The 21,122-nt window shown below is 43.7% G+C and carries 15 protein-coding genes and 1 pseudogene; 11 read left to right on the top strand and 5 right to left on the bottom strand.

The features are described from left to right. Positions 1-564 precede the first annotated feature (564 nt). The 9 genes and pseudogenes from KSW37_RS01795 to priA all read left to right on the top strand — a co-directional run bounded on the left by KSW37_RS01795 (position 565) and on the right by priA (position 10,880). Positions 565-1,194, top strand: coding sequence for a DUF6088 family protein (locus tag KSW37_RS01795; RefSeq protein WP_089543958.1), 630 nt, complete (start codon positions 565-567; stop codon positions 1,192-1,194). Positions 1,195-1,204: 10 nt separating this feature from the next. Continuing rightward, positions 1,205-2,110 carry a nucleotidyl transferase AbiEii/AbiGii toxin family protein gene (locus KSW37_RS01790; RefSeq protein ID WP_228113379.1) on the top strand — a complete coding sequence of 302 codons (906 nt, stop codon included), beginning with the start codon at positions 1,205-1,207 and terminating at the stop codon, positions 2,108-2,110. 242 nt (positions 2,111-2,352) lie between these two features. Further along, positions 2,353-3,315 (top strand): PorP/SprF family type IX secretion system membrane protein, encoded by a 963-nt coding sequence (locus KSW37_RS01785; protein WP_153085979.1) that lies wholly within the window; start codon positions 2,353-2,355, stop codon positions 3,313-3,315. Positions 3,316-3,353: 38 nt separating this feature from the next. After that, on the top strand, positions 3,354-4,814 hold the full coding sequence (locus tag KSW37_RS01780; RefSeq protein WP_217313154.1) for an SUMF1/EgtB/PvdO family nonheme iron enzyme: 1,461 nt from the start codon (positions 3,354-3,356) through the stop codon (positions 4,812-4,814). Between the two features lie 5 nt (positions 4,815-4,819). Further along, positions 4,820-5,551: a gliding motility protein GldL gene (gene gldL / locus KSW37_RS01775; protein ID WP_217313153.1), complete on the top strand. Its 732-nt coding sequence runs from the start codon at positions 4,820-4,822 to the stop codon at positions 5,549-5,551. A gap of 228 nt (positions 5,552-5,779) precedes the next feature. Next, positions 5,780-6,676: pseudogene (gene gldM / locus KSW37_RS01770) on the top strand (gliding motility protein GldM); the annotation flags it as partial. Positions 6,677-6,739: 63 nt separating this feature from the next. Then, positions 6,740-7,798 carry a gliding motility protein GldN gene (gene gldN, locus KSW37_RS01765; RefSeq protein ID WP_153093115.1) on the top strand — a complete coding sequence of 353 codons (1,059 nt, stop codon included), beginning with the start codon at positions 6,740-6,742 and terminating at the stop codon, positions 7,796-7,798. A 28-nt stretch (positions 7,799-7,826) separates the two neighbouring features. Beyond that, the gene (locus KSW37_RS01760; protein WP_022120527.1) at positions 7,827-8,438 is read left to right on the top strand and encodes a porin family protein; all 612 of its coding nucleotides are present in this window, start codon (positions 7,827-7,829) and stop codon (positions 8,436-8,438) included. 171 nt (positions 8,439-8,609) lie between these two features. Beyond that, positions 8,610-10,880 carry a replication restart helicase PriA gene (gene priA / locus KSW37_RS01755; protein ID WP_217313152.1) on the top strand — a complete coding sequence of 757 codons (2,271 nt, stop codon included), beginning with the start codon at positions 8,610-8,612 and terminating at the stop codon, positions 10,878-10,880. A 125-nt stretch (positions 10,881-11,005) separates the two neighbouring features. Here priA and KSW37_RS01750 read toward each other — a convergent pair whose 3' ends face one another. Beyond that, positions 11,006-12,577: an OmpP1/FadL family transporter gene (locus KSW37_RS01750; RefSeq protein ID WP_217313151.1), complete on the bottom strand. Its 1,572-nt coding sequence runs from the start codon at positions 12,575-12,577 to the stop codon at positions 11,006-11,008. 218 nt (positions 12,578-12,795) lie between these two features. Continuing rightward, positions 12,796-14,895 carry an HD family phosphohydrolase gene (locus KSW37_RS01745; protein ID WP_022122129.1) on the bottom strand — a complete coding sequence of 700 codons (2,100 nt, stop codon included), beginning with the start codon at positions 14,893-14,895 and terminating at the stop codon, positions 12,796-12,798. Between the two features lie 118 nt (positions 14,896-15,013). Here KSW37_RS01745 and gltX point away from each other — a divergent pair, with 118 nt between their 5' ends. Then, positions 15,014-16,531 carry a glutamate--tRNA ligase gene (gltX, locus tag KSW37_RS01740; protein WP_022122130.1) on the top strand — a complete coding sequence of 506 codons (1,518 nt, stop codon included), beginning with the start codon at positions 15,014-15,016 and terminating at the stop codon, positions 16,529-16,531. Between the two features lie 104 nt (positions 16,532-16,635). After that, positions 16,636-17,895 carry a 3-deoxy-D-manno-octulosonic acid transferase gene (locus KSW37_RS01735; protein ID WP_217313159.1) on the top strand — a complete coding sequence of 420 codons (1,260 nt, stop codon included), beginning with the start codon at positions 16,636-16,638 and terminating at the stop codon, positions 17,893-17,895. Between the two features lie 101 nt (positions 17,896-17,996). On the opposite strand, the gene KSW37_RS01730 is transcribed toward KSW37_RS01735, so the two are convergent. From KSW37_RS01730 to KSW37_RS01720, 3 genes are all read right to left on the bottom strand, one after another. Then, positions 17,997-18,521, bottom strand: coding sequence for a nitroreductase family protein (locus KSW37_RS01730; protein WP_117586702.1), 525 nt, complete (start codon positions 18,519-18,521; stop codon positions 17,997-17,999). Positions 18,522-18,574: 53 nt separating this feature from the next. Beyond that, complete coding sequence (locus tag KSW37_RS01725; protein ID WP_217313150.1) at positions 18,575-19,777, bottom strand: MalY/PatB family protein; 1,203 nt, start codon at positions 19,775-19,777, stop codon at positions 18,575-18,577. Positions 19,778-20,084: 307 nt separating this feature from the next. Further along, on the bottom strand, positions 20,085-20,939 hold the full coding sequence (locus KSW37_RS01720; RefSeq protein ID WP_117694718.1) for a DUF3737 family protein: 855 nt from the start codon (positions 20,937-20,939) through the stop codon (positions 20,085-20,087). Positions 20,940-21,122: the final 183 nt, after the last annotated feature.

Raw genomic sequence — 21,122 nt, 5'->3', positions numbered from 1 at the left:
TTACCTCAAGTCGCTTTATGGGGTAAGGGGATTTTGTGTCTGCGACATTTCTGTTGTGCAAGAAATATGTACAATAAAATGAATTTTGTCGCTTTGCAAGCAAAATCCCACTAAACCCTATAGGTTGCGGATTTGAGGTAAAGAAGGTTACACAAAAGAACAAATAGCGAAACTTATGTTTATAAATGGTCGTCATCGTAAGACTTCTGACTATTCTCTATATTGGCGAGCCGGAAACTCCATTGTCGTGCAGGTCTTGTCCGCAGTCTTTACTGCAATAATCAAGCAGTATCCAGATTCATTCGGAGAATTTGCCTGTATGTCTCTTAAAGAGTGAAAAACTGCCACGAAAAAAGAGTATCAACGTCGATATTATGCCAGTCATAAGGAAGAACTACAACGCAAGAGCCGTGAGTACCACAGACAGCTAAGAGTGAATAAAAATAAGTGATTGTGGAAAATATTTGCAAAGTTTTCTACATAAAAAAAGTTAATTAAATCGGCGGGGTGTTACACATATCGCTGATTTTTTGTATTTTTGCACCATTAAAGAAAGAAAACGATATGGCAGAAATAGCAAACCGTATATACGAGACAAGTGAAGGGCAGATTCTCTTCATCTCAGACTTCTCTGACATCAATGATAATGAGAAGGTGGTAAGTCGTGCACTTTCTGTAGAAGAAAAAAAGGGAAATATAGTTCGATTAGCTAATGGGGTTTATCTTCGCCCTAAGAATACCCGATTTGGGATAGTCTATCCATCAATAGATGAAATGGTGATGGCTATAGCCCAGCGAGATAAGGTACAAATACAACCTTCAGGAGTTACAGCGCTCAACAAACTTGGACTCTCAACACAGGTGCCTACAAAATATACTTATCTGACATCGGGAAGTGGAAGAGTCTTGACTCTTGGAAATCGGACTATAGAGTTGAAGAGAAGTGTTCCTAAGAACTTTGCTTTTCAGACAGTGTTGGCAGCGCTTCTTGTACAAGCTCTTAGAACATTAGGACAAAAGAATGTAGGTAATCAAGAACTCTCTACCATAAGAAAATTGGTCAATGAAGAGGAACATAAAGACTTGTTTGTACAAGACCTTACTCTCATGCCAGTATGGATGAGAAAGCTGATAACTGATATAATAGATAAAAACGAGCATTATGACACTTTGGTTAAATCACACAATAGATGAACGAATAGCAATGTTGCAACGTGCAGAAGAGAAGTTTCGTATTAATCAGGTTGCAATTGAAAAGGACTGGTGGGTAACTGTGGTGCTCAACGCTCTTTTCAAATGTTCATGTGCAGATCAACTCATCTTTAAGGGAGGTACAAGTCTCAGTAAAGGATGGAATTTGATAGAAAGATTCAGTGAGGATATAGACTTATCTGTAAGCCATGAATTCTTCGGTATAGAGAAGACGACAAAGAATCAGCGTGAAAAACTTCGCAAGAAGGCACGTAGGTATTTTCTTGATACAGTTTCAGCAGAGTTGGATGAAAATCTAAAGAAACTTGGTGTGGAAGGATACCATATAGAAAATGTAGTAGAGGAAATTGATGAGGATGGTAAGGCAAGTCCCGTTGCAAGTGATAAGGATCCATCTGTCATTCTCGTTCATTATGAGTCTATGCTTGGTCATACGATAGAGTATATTCCGCCAAGAGTTAAGATAGAGATTAGTTGCTTGTCTATGAATGAACCTACGGAAGACCGTTTGATTTCATCATATATTGAGCAGACTTTCCCTGGAGAAGATGCGGCGGCTACAGCTACGGTCAGAACAGTTGTGCCTACTCGAACATTCCTAGAGAAGGCATTCCTGCTATGCGAGGAATTTCAGAAACAGACTCCTCGTCATGTCCGAATGTCTAGACATCTTTATGATCTCGAACGCTTGATGGATACAGAATTTGGCAAACAAGCCCTGCAGGATATTGATTTGTATGAGCGTATAGTTAAGCATCGTTCCATATACTATGCTGTTGGGTATGTAGATTATTCTAAGTTGATGCCTAGTGAGATTGATTTCGTTCCTAGGCAAGAGTTGGTGAAGGATTGGGAAGGTGATTATGCAGAGATGTGTAACCACTTTATCTATGGTTAGACTTTATCTTTCGAAAAACTTTTAGAGCGAATCAAGGAGTTGCAAGATAGGTTTAGAAAAGCCTTTTAGCGACTTTTACTCCTTAATAAAATGTTCAATAAAAAAGTTAGAAGGCTATAAGTGTTTGGTATTCAGCCCTAATATTCCTCTGGAATGATGACGAGTATTAATCTCGATGATAGGGCTGCTCTCCTATAAGAGGGTAGCCTTTTTCATCTTTTGTTTCTTGCTTATATATAATAATGTGTAAGAAATTCCGTTATCTTATTGTGTTGAAAAGATTTATCATTATATGGATTCTGCTAGTGGGGGTGCTCGAAATGAGGGCACAGTATGATCCTTCCTTCAGTCATTATTTTGACATGGAACCATCATTCAATCCTGCTGCTGTGGGTAAGCAGTCGAAACTTAATGTTGCGGCGGCCTACGCACTTGATATGGCTGGATTCGAACATAACCCCCGTACCTTTCAGGTGGCGGCTGACATGCCTTTCTTCTTGCTCAATCACCGGCATGGAGTAGGCTTGTCGCTACTGAATGACCAGATTGGTCTTTTTACTCATCAGCGACTGGCTTTACAGTATGCTTTGCAGAATAAACTCCTGGGTGGAACGCTGAGCGTGGGTGTGCAAGGAGGCATGCTGAGTGAGAAGTTTGATGGAAGCAAGGTGGATTTGGGAGAAAGTGGTGACCCTGCCTTTTCTACTTCAGACGTAAATGGAAGCGGAATGGATTTGAGTCTGGGTCTGTATTATCAGCATAAGGCCTGGTATGTAGGACTTTCTGCCCAGCATCTTACATCGCCTACGATAAATCTAGGTGAGACCAACGAATTGAAAATAGATGCCACATATTATTTGACAGGTGGATACAATATTCGACTGAGAAATCCGTTCTTAACAATAAAGCCGTCTGTTCTTGTTACAACAGATGGTACCACATGGCGAGGCGACCTGACAGGAAGATTGGTTTACCAATATGAAAAACGGATGTTGTATGGTGGAGTAACCTATAGTCCGGACAGATCGGTAACCGTGCTGGTAGGCGGTAGTTTCCATGGGGTAGTGCTTGGTTACAGTTACGAGGCATACACCTCTAAACTCAGTGCCGGAAATGGCAGTCATGAACTCTTTGTAGGGTATCAGACCGATATCAACCTGACCAAGAAAGGCAGAAACCGTCATCAGAGCGTCAGAATATTATAATGTAAATAGAAATAAGAACATAGTAGAATCATAAAACAATGAAGAAAAGTATATTGCTCCTTAGTGCATTCGCTATATTGCTCACCTTGAGCGGCTGCTTCGGTGCCAAGCAAGCTTCTGTTGCAGGCAGAGGTGGCGAGGTGGTTGGCGTGAGCGGTAGAAGCTTTGTAGAGCCAGCCCCTTATGGTATGGTAAAGATAAACCGTGGCTTCCTGAAAATGGGAATGGAGACCCAAGACTCACTCTGGGGAATGAAAACACCACGCAAGGGTGTGTCGGTGGATGGATTCTGGATGGATGATACCGAAATCACCAATTCAGAATATAAGCAGTTTGTGGCTTATGTGCGTGATTCTATCCTTCGTACACGTCTGGCTGATCCTGCTTATGGAGGCGACGAGACTTACATGATTACTGAAGATAAGAATGGCGATCCGGTTACGCCTCATGTAAACTGGAAGAAAGCACTTCCTAAGAAACCTAATGAGGATGAGCAGAGAGCTTTTGAAAGTTTGTATGAAACCAATCCGGTTACAGGAGAAAAACTCATCGACTGGCGCCAGCTCAACTATAAATACGAAATCTATGATTATACAGCTGCGGCTCAGCGTAAGTTCCGTCTGAATCCCCAGGAACGTACCTTCAACACCGATGTGAAGATAAATCCGGACGAGGTGGTGATGATTTCAAAAGATACCGCTTATTATGATGATGAGGGTAGAGTGGTGCGTGAGACCATCAACCGTCCGCTTTCAGGACCTTGGGATTTCCTGAATACCTATATCGTGAATGTTTATCCTGACACTACCTGTTGGGTAAACGACTTCAGAAATGCAGAGAATGAAACCTATCTGAGAAGTTATTTCAGCAATCCTGCGTATAATGACTATCCGGTAGTCGGTGTTACCTGGGAACAGGCAAATGCCTTCTGCGCCTGGAGAACAGACTATCTGTTGAAGGGCTTAGGTCCTGAAGCAAGATATGTGCAGCGTTACCGTCTGCCAACCGAGGCAGAATGGGAATATGCTGCAAGAGGCAAGAACCAGAATGAATTTCCTTGGGACAATGCGGATGTGAAGAATGGGGATGGCTGTTTTTACGCCAATTTCAAACCAGACAGGGGCAACTATACCAAAGACGGCAACCTGATAACCAGCAAGGTGGCTATCTATTCGCCAAATTCTAATGGACTTTACGATATGGCTGGTAATGTGGCAGAGTGGACAAGTACCGTTTATACAGAGGCGGGTGTTGACGCAATGAGCGATTTTAACCCAACTTTACAGTATAATGCTGCCATAGAAGATCCTTACCGTTTGAAGAAGAAGAGTGTAAGAGGTGGTTCCTGGAAAGACCCTGAGTCGTTTATCCGTTCGGCATGGCGCACTTTCGAGTACCAGAATCAGCCTCGCTCATACATCGGATTCCGTTGCGTGAGAAGTCTTGCTACTACGGCAAGCGGAAAACAGAAACCATTGAAGAATAAGAATAGGAGATAAATAATATGAGCTATTATAGCAAATTCAATATCGTATACCGCTTGCAGAAGTGGATGGATAGTGTGCCGGGTCAGACATTCCTTAACTATGCTTACAGTTGGGGTGCCTCTATCGTAATCGCTGGTACCCTCTTTAAGTTGACCCATCTTCCTGGTGCCAATTTCATGCTTTTCTTAGGTATGGGAACCGAGATTTTCGTGTTCTTCCTTTCTGCTTTCGACCGTCCTTTCGACAAGACTGCCGAAGGTAGAGACTTGTCTACCCATGCTACAGAGGAGTATCTGGAAGGAAAGGTGTCGGCTGAAGAAATGATGACTGCCAAGAATCGTTCTGAAACCATTCAACCTCAGATTGCTTCTCCTGTCTCTCCTGTAATGACTGCTGCGCCAGAACTGACTCCACTTAATCCTGAGGTGGTGGAAGTTCAGAACAGCTACGTAGAACAGTTGAAGAGCCTGGTAGAAACCTTGAGTAAGGTGAACGAACAGAGTAGCCGACTGACTCGTGACAGCGAGGAAATGGAGAATCTGAACCGTACCTTGACAGGTATCAGCAGGGTATACGAGATGCAGCTGAAAAGTGCCAGCCAGCAGATTGGTACCATTGACCAGATCAATGAGCAGACCAAGATGATGGCAAAGCAGATAGAACAGTTGAACAAGATTTATACCCGTATGATTGATGCCATGACCATCAATATGCGTGTGGCGGCTCCTCATGTAACAAGTGAAGAGTAAAGACGAAGAAAATAAATAGAATCAAGCAAATTTATATCCATGGCAATCAAGAAAAGACCGGTTTCGCCTCGCCAGAAGATGATTAACCTGATGTATGTCATCCTGATGGCTATGTTGGCGCTGAATACTCCTACAGATGAGGAATTCGGTGTCAAAGGCAAGTCTATTGTCGAGAAAATCAAGAAAAGTCTTGCCGATGATGGGAAGAAATCGGATGAGGAGAAGAAAAATATAGATCTGGTAGAACTGAATGTGAATGAACTCGATGCATTCGTTATTCCAGAAAAAACAACCCTCTATGCCGGTGAACGTTTCAATTCGCATGTGGTGATGGCTGCAATAGACAGTACACAGCGCCCGGAAATCTATGTGAATGGTAGTAGGCTGAATGCCGAGAATGGCAGATACAGTTTTGTGGCAGGTGGCGTAGGTGAGCATCAGTTTGGCGGTTACATTCTGATGAAAGGCAAGAATGGCGAGATGATGCGACGCAATTTCGTTCAGAAATACACCGTATTGCCTGTTCCTAATACAGCTACCGTTGCTGCCGACCTGATGAATGTGCTCTATGCAGGCTATGCCAATCCTATCAGCATCAGCGTTCCTGGTGTTCCGGCAAATGCTATCTCTGCTTCCATGACAGGCGGTTCTTTCGTAGCTAAGGGCAATGGTCATTTCGTGGCTAAACCTTCAGCGGTGGGTAAGGATGTTATCATCCATGTGACAGCCCGCGATAAGGGACAGGTGAGAAGTCTGCCTCCATTCGTATTCCATGTAAGAAAACTTCCTGACCCAACAGCTTATATTGCGATGGGTACAGACAGGTTTAGAGGTGGTGCTCTATCGAAAGGTGCTCTGATGGGTGCTCCAGGCATTCATGCAGCCATAGATGACGGACTCCTTGATATTCCGTTTAAGGTACTGGGCTTCGAAACCGTATTCTTCGATAATATGGGAAATGCCATACCTTTGGCTTCGGCGGGTTCCAATTTCTCAGAACGGCAGCGCGAAGAGTTCAGAAAACTGTCAAGAAACCGACGCTTCTATATCTCGCATATCAAGGCTGTAGGTCCTGATGGAATTACCCGAAATCTGCCGGCAGCAATGGAAGTTATCGTCAGGTAAGTGAAGAGTTCAACGGCTTTACTTATCATAAAGTTCAAAGTTCAATGTTCAAAGTTCAATGTAATGAAAAAGATATTATTCATATTCATGCTTTTGGGAATGGTGCAGAGCATCATGGCACAGCCAGCGGCTCGCAGAAAGCAGGCTCAGCAAAAGGCACAACAGTCGAATGCTGACAATATGACCTTGCGTGCCAAACTTTATTTCCCTACAGCCATCCCGATGGATGAGGACGTGGTTTGGAGAAGAGACATCTATCGTGAACTCAATCTCACAGATGATGCCAATGCTGCCTTGTATTATCCTGTAGAGCCAACAGATGGTAAGATGAATCTCTTTACCTATATCTTTAAACTGATGTTTACGGGTAGAGTGCCTGTTTATCAGTATCGTATGGATGGTAATGAAGATTTTTCTGCCGCCAACCGTCTTACTCCGAAAGCATTCGTAGATAATTATCATATCTACTACGAGAAGACTGATAATGGAAAGGTGCATATTGATGACAGCGATATTCCGTCAGCAGAAGTGAAGGCGTACTATGTGAAGGAGACTTCTTATTATGACCAGAAAACAGCTTCCTTCCATACCAAGGTATTGGCTTTGTGCCCTATCATGACCCGTAATGATGACTTTGGAGATGTAGGAAACAAGTATCCGCTCTTCTGGGTGAAGTATGATGATCTGGCTCCTTTCCTGGCTAAGCAGCAGCTGATGACCAGTAATGTGAACAATGCTGCTGTGATGAGTGCAGAAGATTATTTTACCAAGAATCTGTATAGGGGTAAAATCTACAAGACCAATAATATGCAGGGAAATACCCTGGCACAATACTGTCCTTCGGATACAGCCATGGCGAAGGAACAGAAACGCATAGAAGCTGAGTTGGCTGCCTTTGAGAAGAATATCTGGGGTAATCAGGCTCGGAAGGATTCGCTTGACAGTATTGCCAAGGCAGAAAAGAATATGGATGCCAAGACTCTGAAGAAAAGCCGTAACAGAAGAAGTGGTTCTGCATCTAAATCGGCTAAGACTTCTACTGTTAAAAAACGCAGATCAGGAGGAAGCAATATTTCTTCTGGTGGCTCAGCTAGAGTAACGGTTCGTAGAGAGCGTCATTAATTTATATAAGAATTAAAGTAAATATAGAATGAAGAAAGTTTTATCAGTATTAATGGTTGTAGCAGCCATGATGTTTGCTACAAATGCTAATGCCCAGATTAAGTTTGGTTTGAAGGGCGGTTTGGATGTTACTAACATGTCTTTGAGTAACGATGTATTCGATGCATCTAACAAGACAGGTTTCTTTGTTGGTCCAATGGTAAAGGTTACTATCCCTATTGTTGGCTTGAGTTTTGATGCTGCTGCCTTGTACGATCAGAAGGAAGCTAAGGTGTCTGTAAATGATGCAGAGACAACAATGACTCAGAAATCTCTTAATATTCCTGTAAACGTACGTTATGGTTTCGGCTTGAGCAGCTTGGCTAATGTTTTCGTTTTCGCTGGTCCACAGTGGGGCATCAATGTTGGTGACAAGAACTTCAAGTGGAATAAATCAGGCTGTTATTCTCTGAAGAAAACAAACTTCAGTGTAAACGTAGGTTTGGGTGTTACCCTGCTGAGCCATCTCCAGCTCTCTGCAAACTATAACATCGCTTGCGGTAAGACAGCAGATGTTACCTGGGAGGAAACAAGCGAAAAGATTGTGAATGGTAACAGTAAGAATAACAGTTGGCAGATTGCTTTGGGTTATTGGTTCTAATCTTGCAAAAGAACAGGACAGATTATGGGTGAGAACATCGTATGGTCTCGTCTAGTACATCTTAAAATATATAAAAGCAGGTATCCGATGATGGGTATCTGCTTTTTTTTTGCTAACTTTGCAAGTCGAAAGCCTGAATGATGGATATTTCAAGGTTAAAGAAGATTAGATATGAAATATGTAGATGTGATATTACCCCTTCCGCTCGACGGAACCTTTACTTATTCTGTCCCTGATGGGATGGAAGGGAAAGTTGTGCCTGGGGTACGCTTGCTGGTTCCTCTTGGTAAAAGTAAGAAATATATCGCAATGGCTACCCGGCTGCATGATGATAAGCCTGCATTCTCCTGCAAACCTGTCGAGGCGGTACTTGACAATACACCTTCGCTGTTGCCTCAGCAGATGAGATTGTGGCAATGGATTGGCTATTATTATATGGCTCCTTTAGGCGATGTCTATAATGCTGCTATGCCCGGTGGACTGAAGTCTACAGAGAAATTCAAACCCAAGATGGAACTCTATGTAGAACTTGCCAGTACGTACCGTAGTGAGCAGGCACTTCATGTAGCGCTCAACCTGGTGCAGAGAGCCTTGAAGCAAGCCAAGGCACTGACTACTTTTCTCAGTCTATCGCATTGGGACAGTCTTGATGGTGATACGCCTAGAGAAGGCATTAAAAAAGTGACCAAGGAAGAACTGATGAATGAGAGCCATTGTACGGATGCTGTTGTCAAGGCACTTATCAATAGAGGAATCCTTGTTACGTATCAATTGGAAATAGGACGATTGAATACGAATGGAGAATCTCATCTTGACTTGATTAAACCTCTCTCCTTGGCTCAGCAAGATGCCTATAATGGTATCCTGATGCAAATGATGAAAAAGGATGTTGTATTGCTTCATGGTGTGACATCCAGCGGAAAGACGGAAATCTACATTCATCTTATCAGAAAAGCCATAGAGGAGCATAAGCAGGTGCTCTATCTTCTGCCGGAAATCGCTCTGACCGTACAAATCATGGAGCGTCTTCATAGAGTTTTCGGTGACCGGCTGGGCATCTATCATTCTAAATATAGTGATGCTGAGCGTGTGGAAATCTGGCAGAAACAACTCTCTGATCAGCCCTATGATGTAATCCTGGGTGCAAGAAGTGCCGTCTTCCTGCCTTTTAAGGCTTTGGGACTCGTCATCATAGACGAAGAGCACGAGACTTCCTTCAAACAACAGGATCCCGCTCCGCGCTACCATGCCAGAAGTGCTGCCATAGTGCTTGCCAAGATGTATGGGGCAAAGACATTATTGGGTACGGCTACGCCTTCGATGGAGAGTTATTATAATGCGCAGCAAGGCAAGTATGGCCTGGTAGAACTGAAAACAAGATACAAAGGTATTCAGTTGCCGGAAATTCAGGTGGTAGATGTAAAAGACTTGCGCCGCCGTAAGATGATGAGCGGTCCTTTCTCTCCACAGCTTTTGGCTGCAGTAAGAGAGGCTTTGAAGAATGGGCAACAGGCAATCCTCTTTCAGAATCGTCGTGGTTTTGCGCCGATGGTTGAATGTAAGGTATGTGGTTGGGTGCCGAAATGTAAGAACTGTGATGTCTCGCTTACGTTACACAAAAGCATAAACTTGCTGACTTGCCATTATTGTGGTTACACTTATCCGGTTCCTACGGAATGTCCTAACTGTGGCAGTACGGAAATCATGGGACGCGGTTTTGGTACCGAGAAGATAGAAGACCAGATAGCGGAAATCTTTCCGGAAGCCAAGATTGCCAGAATGGATTTGGATACAACACGTACACGAAATGCCTACGAACGTCTTATTGCAGACTTCTCTGAAGGCAGGACGAATCTTCTCATAGGCACGCAAATGGTTTCTAAGGGTCTCGATTTCGATAAGGTGAGTGTAGTAGGTATCCTGAATGCTGATTCAATGCTCAACTATCCCGATTTCCGCGCCTACGAGCATGCTTTCATGATGATGGCACAGGTGAGTGGTAGAGCTGGAAGAAAAGGTAAGCGTGGCTTGGTGATTCTACAGACCAAGAATCCTAACTTGCCTGTCATCGGACAGGTGGTACATAATGATTATGCAGGTTTGTATCAGGGTATTCTGGAGGAGAGAAGAACTTTTCATTATCCACCTTTCTTCCACCTGATTAATGTGTATGTAAAACATAAATATGATAAGGTATGCGAACAGGCTAGCCATGAGCTCAGCAAAACGCTGAGAAGCTGGTTTGGCGAGCGTGTGTTGGGACCCGATAAACCTGCTGTGGCAAGGGTTAAGACGATGAACATTCGAAAGATTGTTATCAAACTGGAAAATGGTATTGATCAGCAGAAGGTAAGAGAATATCTGAAGTTTGCTCAGCAACAGATGGGAAAGGATCCGAGATATGGAGCTCTGCAGATTTATTATGATGTAGACCCATTGTAGTCTCCTGCCCCTCCTTTTCTCTGGCAGAATGGAAGAAAATAAGATTGGTAAATAGAATGAAAAAGGCTATCCGTTACTTGTTGCAAGAACGGGTAGCCTTTTAATTATGATAATTGTAGTTATGTTTAGAAGTTGATGTCGAGACCTACTGCGAATACGTTGTTGTTACGTGTGTAGTCTGAACTGTAGGTCTTTCCTATTAGTTCTACATTCTCTGAAGTCTTCTTGTGCTGATAGAAGGTGTGGAAGTAAGCTACGTTCAGATCCATCTTCTTGTTGATGTGGTATACACTACCAACTGCTACAGAGTTTGAACTGACAACGAATGATTTGTCGTCCATGTATCTTTTTGAAGCTGGTGTGTCAAGGTTCTCTTCAGGCAAACCATAGTTGGTATTCTGCCAACCTGTACTCAGGGTAATCTTCTTGTTTACGTCTACCTCGACACCTGCGTTGTACTCCAATGTACCACGCTTTAACTTCTCCTGTCGGTTGTTGTAAGATGTAGCGTGCTTGTCATCGAACCAGTGGAAACCTACGTTTACGCGTACTGCATTTACAGGACTGTAGCCAACACCGAGTGCCAGATAAGCAGGAATATCACCAGCAATCTTCTTGCCATCCTCATATTCACCGATAGCCTGTTCGAGCTCTGTGTCGAACTGAGTCTTCAACTGACCCATTGCTCCCTTGATTGTAGGATCTGCCAGAATGGCATCTGCAGCCTGTTCAGGTACACCACCTGCGATATAAGCATTGCGGAGATTGGCTGGAAGGTTACCGATACTTGGTACCTGGTTTACTGACTTGTTCTTCAAGCGGATACGAGTCTTGAACTCATACTTGGCAGCGAAGTTCCATTTGCCAGTTTTGAAATCAACACCGATGATAGGGGTGAAGCCCACACCGCTCTGGTCACAGCTCAACTCGATATTGGCAGCTTTCTCCTTAGTTGGGTCAAGTACCATATAGAGAGGCATTGCGCCAACCTTGATGTTCTCTACATAACCATAGTAGTTGGTAGAAGCATAGACACCACGTACGCCTGCGAATGCACTGAAGTTGTCGCTGAACTTATAAGCTGCACCCAGAGAGAGACCATAGTAGTACTGGCGGCCGTGCATATAACTGTTGTAGCTATACTTGCCTTCCTTTCCGAATTTATCATTGTTGGTGAAAACAGCTGGTACACGATACTGTGCTGCAACCTGGTCTACAGCACCAGCCAACTGGCAAGCTGCCATTGCTGTCTCAGCTACGATCTTTTCGAAAGAGCCAAGACCATTATCGAAGGTACACTTGCCACCGCCACCTGTGAGGGCGAAGCTAGCCTGAAGTGACCATCTACCTTTATTATAAGCATACTGGAATGAAGGGATGACAGGCGCAAAAGCCTCACCCTTGAAAGTACGAGGGGTAATAGGATTGTTCACATTGTTTGTGAACAGAGCATAATCATTTTCAATGCTACGTGTCTGGTATGCCAACTGCCAGTTGATGGCGAGATGGTGACCTTCACCCATGAATACAACTCCGGCTGGATTATAATAAACACCGTCGATACCAATTGAAGCCTCACGGCTCATCATTCTGTTGAATGCTACATGTTGATTGGTGTTGGTGAGCAAACCGCCTGCAAAAGATGGGGTTGCACAAGCCATCGCAATGGCTAAACTAACTAATTTTAGTTTCTTCATCTTAATAATATTAAATAAAAACGTCCGCAAAGGTAACTATAATGTTCTTTTTCACTATAGTTTTCTTGAAATATTTAAAGCATATTAACGCAAAAAGCCCTTTCTCTTGCACAGATTTAAAAAACTGTGCAAGAAAAAAGGCTTTTATTGGTTATGTTTTACCTTTTTGTATATCTGTTTATACGCTTTACGGCATAAGAACTTCACGTAGTGTATCTTTACTCTTGTTCTTTAGACTCCTGACTCGTCTTTTTACCGGCATTCTGTTTTACGTTCAAGTGAGGATATGAAATACGGGTATGGTAAATAGCCTTGAGTCGTTCGATGAGTACCTGTTTAGCGAGAGCGATGTCTCGGAACGTGATAGGGCACTCCTTGAAGAAACCATCTGCCACCTGTCCGTCGATGAGTTTATTGACGAGGTTACTGATGCTTTCTTCAGTATATTCGTTCAGAGAGCGCGAAGCCGCTTCAACCGTATCTGCCATCATCAGGATGGCCTGTTCGCGGGTAAATGGGTTCGGACCAGGATATTGGAACTGTGACTTGTCAATCACCTCTGTAGGGTGAGCATTACAGTAATTAATATAGAAATACTTGGTGATGCCCGTTCCGTGATGAGTAGTGATGAAATCCTTTATGATGCCTGGCAGACCAACCTTCTCTGCCATCTTCAGACCTTCTGAAACATGGCTTATGATAATCTGTGCACTCTCAAGGTCGCTTAACTGGTCGTGAGGATTAACGCCCGCCTGATTCTCTGTGAAGAAAACAGGGTTAGTCATCTTACCGATATCATGATAGAGTGCTCCGGTACGTACCAGGAGACTGTTGGCTCTGATGCGGTTGGCAATCTCTGCTGCCAGGTTACCTACGGTGATAGAATGCTGGAAGGTGCCTGGAGCAATCTCACTCAGGTTGCGAAGTAATCCCTTGTTGGTATTTGACAACTCGAAAAGTGTAACATTAGATGTAAATCCAAACATCTTTTCTATAATGTACATGAGCGGATAAGAGAGTAGCAGGAAGATGCCGTTTACAGTAAAGTAGGTATACATGCTGGTATCTACGTTGAACACCTGGTTGTCCTGCATCAGCTGAAGGGCAAGATATACTACACTGCTGGCTATAGTTACCAACAGGGCTGTGATGAATATCTGCGAGCGCTTGCTGAGTTCACGCAAACTGTAAATAGCAACAAGACCAGCTACCAGCTGTACGATGATAAACTCGTACTGGTACTTTACTGCTGCTGCACAAATGAGAATCATCGTAACGTGGCTGATAAAGGCTGTACGCGAGTCCATAAACACACGTACGAAGATGGGCGCCATGGCAAATGGGATGATATAGACACTGAAGAAATTGTGTTTCATCATGAGTGACACAAAGATAGGGAACAGCGTAATCATCGCATAAAGCATGGTAATGCTGCGTGGCTTATCAAAATAGTCTTTTCTGAAAAGTGAGAGATAAGAGGTAAACAGCATGACAAGAATGAAGATAAACAGTACCTGTCCGATGATAGTGGTTGTCAGTTCTTCCTGGGTAGAGCTGCGGCGCTTCATCTCCTTATCGAATGAATTGAGCACCCGATAGGTGTTGTTCGTAATCACTTCACCACGATCCACAATCTTCTGTCCGCTCATCACCATTCCGCTTGCCAGTGGAATGCTGCTCATCATGTCGGCTTTCTCTGCCTCGCTTCTTTCCTTATCGTATATGACGTTAGCTTCAACATAATTGTTAAGGTTGCAACGGGATAAAAGCTGTCGCTGGGTTGCCAGTTTCTCATCGTAGAAGATGCGTTCGTAAGCGGCAATAGTAGAGTAGAACGAACCGATAGGTACGCTCTTCACATTCTTTCCGTTGATAATTCGTATCATACTGGTAGAATCTTTGTAGATACGATTATATTCGGTGGTAGCGATGATGCCGGTCTGATAAAGGCGCTGAAGCTGGTGGGCTATGAGTCCCACATATTCTTTTGGCAAACCTGGTACACCTTGGCTGAAGTCGTGCAGGAAACGGCTCACCTGTTCGCTGCCGATGGATTCATTGACAGAATAATAAGGTTGGAATTGCTTCATCAGCGAATCCTGTTCACGCTTGATGGCTTCATCGGTCTTATAGATCGGAAAGTCAAATTTTGCGATGACGGAACCATACATCCATGGCTTTCCAACATCGTACCGGAACATCCTTCCTTCGTTGCGAGGAAGGAACCAAACAATGATAGCAACGGTAATTAATATCAAAACCGTTTTTGTGGCGAAATTGCGCCAATAGTTCTCTTCTGGGTTGTTAAATATGCTCATTTTCCTACTTTTTTCTTACTTATTTCGTTTTACAGTGCGAAAATACGAAAAAAAACGGCTAAAATCGCAAAAAAAGATGTAAATTTGCAGAAAAATTTGAAAATAGCTATAAAAAGACATGGCAGATAGAAAAGTAAGGGTGCGTTTTGCCCCTAGTCCAACGGGTGCATTGCACATTGGCGGTGTTCGTACCGCTCTGTATAATTATTTGTTTGCTCGCCAACATGGAGGTGAGCTGGTGTTCCGTATTGAGGATACAGATTCTCATCGTTTCGTGCCTGGAGCCGAAGAATATATCCTGGAATCTTTCAAGTGGCTGGGTATCCAGTTTGACGAGGGTGTAAGTTTCGGTGGAGAGCATGGACCTTATCGCCAGAGTGAACGTCGTGATATCTATAAGCAGTATGTTCAGCAGCTCTTGGATAATGATAAGGCGTATATTGCTTTTGATACTCCTGAGGAGTTGGAAGCGAAACGTGCCGAAATCCAGAATTTCCAGTATGATGCTCATACTCGTATGCAGATGCGCAACTCTCTGACTCTTTCTAAGGAAGAGGTTGATAAACTGATTGCTGACGGAAAGCAGTATACTGTACGTTTCAAGATTGAACCGGGACAGGAAATTCACGTGAACGATATGATTCGTGGTGACGTGAAGGTAATGAGTGATATTCTGGATGATAAGGTACTTTATAAGAGTGCTGATGAATTGCCAACTTATCACCTGGCAAATATCGTAGACGACCACCTGATGGAAATCTCTCATGTAATCCGCGGTGAGGAGTGGTTGCCTAGTGCGCCTTTGCACGTACTTCTTTATAAGGCTTTCGGTTGGGAAGATACCATGCCTCGTTTTGCGCATCTTCCTTTGCTTCTTAAGCCTGAAGGTAAAGGTAAACTGAGTAAGCGTGATGGCGACCGCCTCGGTTTCCCTGTATTCCCGCTGGAATGGCATGATCCTAAGACTGGCGAGGTTTCTTCCGGTTATCGTGAGAGTGGCTACTTCCCAGAGGCTGTAGTCAACTTCCTGGCGCTCCTCGGCTGGAATCCTGGTACAGAACAGGAAATCTTCTCTCTTGATGAACTGGTGAAGGCTTTCGATATTTCACGTTGCTCTAAGGCTGGTGCCAAGTTCGACTTCAAGAAGGGAATCTGGTTCAACCACGAATACATTCTGATGAAGAGCGATGATGAAATAGCTAACCTCTTTGCCCCTATTGTTGCCAACAATGGTGTAGAGGAAACTCTGGACCGCGTAAAGCAGGTGGTACACATGATGAAGGATCGTGTGAACTTTGTCTATGAACTGTGGCCATTGTGTTCTTTCTTCTTCATTGCTCCTACAGAGTATGATGCTAAGACAGCCAAGAAGCGCTGGAAGGAATATTCTGCACAGCAGATGACAGAACTTGCTGATGTGCTTGAAGGTATTGAGGATTTCTCTATCGAAGGTCAGGAACCTGTCGTGATGAAATGGGTAGAGGATAAGGGCTATAAACTGGGTGATGTGATGAACGCATTCCGTCTGACTCTCGTTGGTGAGGGCAAGGGCCCGGGTATGTTCGATATCTCAGCCTTCCTTGGCAAGGAGGAAACTCTGCGCCGTCTTCGCAAGGCAATCGAAGTTTTGGGTTAATTCACAATAATTTCTCTCTGAATGGCTTTCTGCAGCATATTGCTGAAGGCTATTCAGAGAGTTCACGTATTTATAGATAGTAACCAATATAAAGAAATATCATGATCTATAATATCGTAATATATTTCGTCCTTTGGGGCATAGCCATTGCAAGTCTGTTTAATGAAAAGGTGCGCAAGATGTGGCGTGGTGAGCGTGAGGCTTTCAAAATATTGAAGCAGAAGGTGGATCCTAATGCTAAGTACATTTGGTTTCATGCTGCATCGCTCGGTGAGTTTGAACAGGGACGACCTTTGATGGAACGTATCCGTAAGGACTATCCTCAGTATAAGATCCTGCTTACCTTCTATTCTCCTTCGGGTTATGAGGTACGCAAGAACTATGAGGGAGCTGATATCATCTGTTATATGCCGGTGGATACTAGGTTGAACGCCATCCGTTTCCTTAGATTGGTACGCCCTGTGATGGCTTTCTTCATCAAGTATGAGTTCTGGTCTAATTTCCTTCATATCCTGAAGCATCGCAACATTCCTACTTATAGCGTGAGCAGTATCTTCCGCGAGGATCAGGTGTTCTTCAAATGGTACGGCAGAAGCTATGCTGGAGTGCTGAAGTGCTTTACCCGTTTCTTCGTGCAGAACGAAGAGAGCAAGCGATTGCTCGAAGGTATAGGCATCACGGCTGTGGATGTGGTAGGAGATACCCGTTTCGACCGTGTTCTCCAGATAAAGGAGGCTGCCAAGCAATTGCCGATTTGCGAGGCTTTCAGAACAGGAGTAGCTTCATCTCAGTCTGCGGATGTACCTCATCATGATTTCAAGGTATTTGTTGCCGGTAGCTCTTGGCCACCAGATGAGAATATCTTTATACCTTTCTTTAATGAGCATAAGGATTGGCGCCTGCTGATTGCTCCTCATGTCATCGCTGAAGAGCATCTGAAGTTGATTCTTTCTCTGATAAAGGACAAAAAGGTAGTGCGCTATACGCAAACTACTCCTGAAGAAGCTGCGGAGGCTGATGTCTTGATCATCGATTGTTTCGGATTGTTGAGCAGTATGTACAACTATGGTGATGTGGCTTATATCGGTGGCGGTTTTGGTGTTGGCATTCATAATACCTTGGAGGCTGCCGTATGGAATATGCCGGTTATTTTTGGTCCGAACAACAAAAAGTTTCAGGAGGCTCAGGGCTTGCTGAAATCGGGTGGAGGTTTTGAAATCAATACCTATGAGGATTTCTCAGGTTTGATGAGTTCTCTGATGAATGATGAAAACTTCCTGAAACAGGCTGGCGATAAGGCTGGCGCCTTCGTGGCTCATTTGGCTGGCGCTACAGATAAGGTCTTGGCAAATGTAAAGTTGTAATAGCTTCATTATATACATATATAAAAAGGTCTCATGAATGTTTTCCTTCATGAGACCTTTTCTCTTGTATATGTATGTGCCGTAAACCAGGCATCCTGCCTTTATTTGATAATGCGGTAGTAATCCTCTTTTCTTGGTTTTACGGTATGAGGATGCGCAGAAGCATAACCCAAGGCTAAGGCTCCTACTCCCATCAAACCTTCTGGAAGATTCCAGTCTTTCATCAACTTCTTGCCTTCTTCTGATGCAAACATGCCGTCTTCACGGTTAATCCAGCAAGATGCAAGGCCGATAGAGTGGGCTGCAAGCATCATATTGCCTAAGATAAGGCTGCCATCTTTCACACCGTTAACGTTGCTTTCTGGTGCCAGAACGATAACGATGGTTGGCGCTCCATAGTAAGGATCGCTTTCTACACCCATGATTTCTGCGTTCATCTTGCGAAGCTGGGCGCAAATCTCAGGATTCTGAACGGCAATGATGAAAGGCTCCTGGGTTCCATGACCTGTTGCTGCCCATGTGCCGGCTTCCAATACCGTCTTCAACTCTTCGTCGGTAATCTGATCTGCCTTGAAGCGACGAATGCTTCTTCTCTCCTTAATGGCTTTTAAAACTTCATTTTCCATCTTATCTTGTTTTAAACATTTTTTTTAGAAATCTTTTCTCTTTCTTCGCTCTTTTATGCAGGGCATCCGCTTAAATCCTCTTCATCCATATACTGGCTGAGAACCCGAGCAATACGGATCAGGCCCTGCATCAGGGTCTTGCGAGGACAGGCGATGTTGAGGCGCAGGTAGCCCTGGCCAGCCTTTCTGCCATACATCGTACCACTGTTGACGAATATCTTACCATCGTTCATCAGCTTCTCATAAGCCTCGTCGCTTGACAGTTCGAATGGCAGGATATCGAGCCATACCAGATAGGTGCCTTCAAGGCGGGTAACGCGAACTTGTGGCAATTCGGTATTGAAGAATTCCTTTACTGCCTGATAGTTCTCGTAGAGATATTGGTTCAATTCATCCAACCATTCTTCTCCCTCATTGTAAGCTGCCTGGAGAGCGATAACGCCGAATGGGTTTACGTCACAAACCTCGTTGATGTTGATGGCACGGTTGATGCGGCGGCGCAATGTTGCATCCGGACAGATAATGTTGGCTATCTGAAGTCCTGCAATATTGAATGACTTTGATGGAGAATTCAATACTACGCAGTTGTCGCGGCAAGCTTCGCTGATGCTGGCAAATGGAGTATACTGATAGCCTGGCATGATGAGCTCGCAATGAATTTCATCTGCGATGACCTTTACCCCGTGCTTGAGACAGATGTCGTTCATTCGCTCAAGTTCCTCTTTCTTCCATACTCTTCCGGCTGGATTGTGAGGATTGCAGAGGATGAAGGCTGTGGTCTTCTCATCGGCACATTTGCGCTCGAAGTCTTCGAAATCTATCTCATAAGTGCAGTTGCCCACACGTTTCAGTTCGTTTTCTACTACTTCGCAGCCGCTGTTTGTAATGCAGGAGAAGAAGCAGTTGTAGACAGGTGTCTGTACCAATACCTTTTCGCCAGGCATGCAGATGGCTTTCAGACAGCAGGAAATGGCTGGTACAACGCCTGAAGTATAGAGAATCCAGTCTTTCTCTATCTTCCACTGGTGGCGGCGGGAGAACCAGCTGATGATTGCCTCGTAATAAGAATCAGGTACGAGGGTGTAGCCGAAGATGCCGTGAGCTACGCGTTTCTGCAGGGCTTCGATGATGCAGGGAGCTGTCTGGAAATCCATATCTGCTACCCACATCGGAATAACGCCGTCTTCCTTCACCAAATCCCATTTGTATGAGTTGGTTCCACGACGTTCGATGATTTCATCAAAATTGTATTTCATATTTGTTTTCTATCTATGTTATTTCTTCTATCTATATAGGATAAATCTCTTATTTATATAGGATAATTCTCTTATTTATATAGGATAATTCTCTTATTTATATAGGATAATTCTCTTTTTCTCCTAATTGAAATCTTCGTTCATAGACTTTGAATCTCCGTTCAAAGACATTGAACGTACATTCAAAGCTTTTGAACGGCCGTTCAGTGTCTATGAACGGAGATTTCAGTTAAGTGTAAGAACAATTAGTTATGGGAACAATAAGTAATTTACTTGATTGTTGTCATTTCTGTAATTACTTCTTAAACTATTTCGATTTATCTGTGATTTTACATGCACCCTTTGGCGCTTTGGCAAACTCAGTATATGTTACGCTTCCCACTTCGTCTGCCTCGATTCTTCCGGAGATAGGGTTCTTGATATTGGTGATACTTCCCTTGATCTGTGCATCGATGTTGGTGCAATCCTCGAAGGCACGGTCGCATTCCTTATCAAAGGTGCAATCCTCCAGAGTTACATGGTCCATGTAGCAGAGAGGCTGCTCGCCGCTGATGTGGCAACGTACGAACTTGATGTTCTTGCTGTGCCAGGCCAGATACTCACCATTCAGTTCCGAATCATAGACGGTCACATTCTCGCATTCCCAGAAACTGTCCTTGGTTGTAATCTTTGCGTTGTGAATCTCCACATTTCTGCAGTATTGGAATACATATTTAGAGTCGCTCTCAAGTCCGTCTACATAGATATTCTTGGAAAACATGAATGGATAAGTTCCATCGTGGAGTTTTACATTCTTCAGTTTCAAGCCATCTACCTTCCAGAAAGTCTCATCAGCATCTGTGATGTTTACGTTCTCCAAATCCAGATTCTTCATTTCGCGGAAGAACTTAGGCCCATCGATGGTGCAGTCTTTCATCACCATATTATCACTATACCAGATGGCCGAACGGCTTTCTGGAGCGAAGTAACAGTCTGTGATAAGGGAACCGTCCACATGCCACCAAGGGTATTTGCCATAAAACTTGGAATGGTGGCATTCTATGTTTTGGCAGCACTTGATGCCCGATTCGCCATCTGTAATCGTAATATCTTCTAAACGCACATCGTGAGCACCGAAAAGAGGGCGCTCGCCCCCGAATGATTTGTTCTTTATCAATTCCATAATTTTCTATTATCCTTTCTTATTTGTTATTTCTGTGTGCAAAATTACAAAAATAATGCCAAACTCGTATAACCTGATTTACAGAAAAATGTAACGATATGGCGTATTTGGGGATAAATGGTCGCTATAGAGGAAAAATAAATGAAAAAGGCTGAATCATGAAGCATTTTCACGATTCAGCCC

Source organism: Segatella copri, assembly GCF_019127135.1.
In the GTDB taxonomy this organism is placed as follows: Bacteria; Bacteroidota; Bacteroidia; order Bacteroidales; family Bacteroidaceae; genus Prevotella.
The sequence above is the reverse complement of the archived record's forward strand: the minus strand, read 5'-3'. Positions and strand labels throughout refer to the sequence as shown.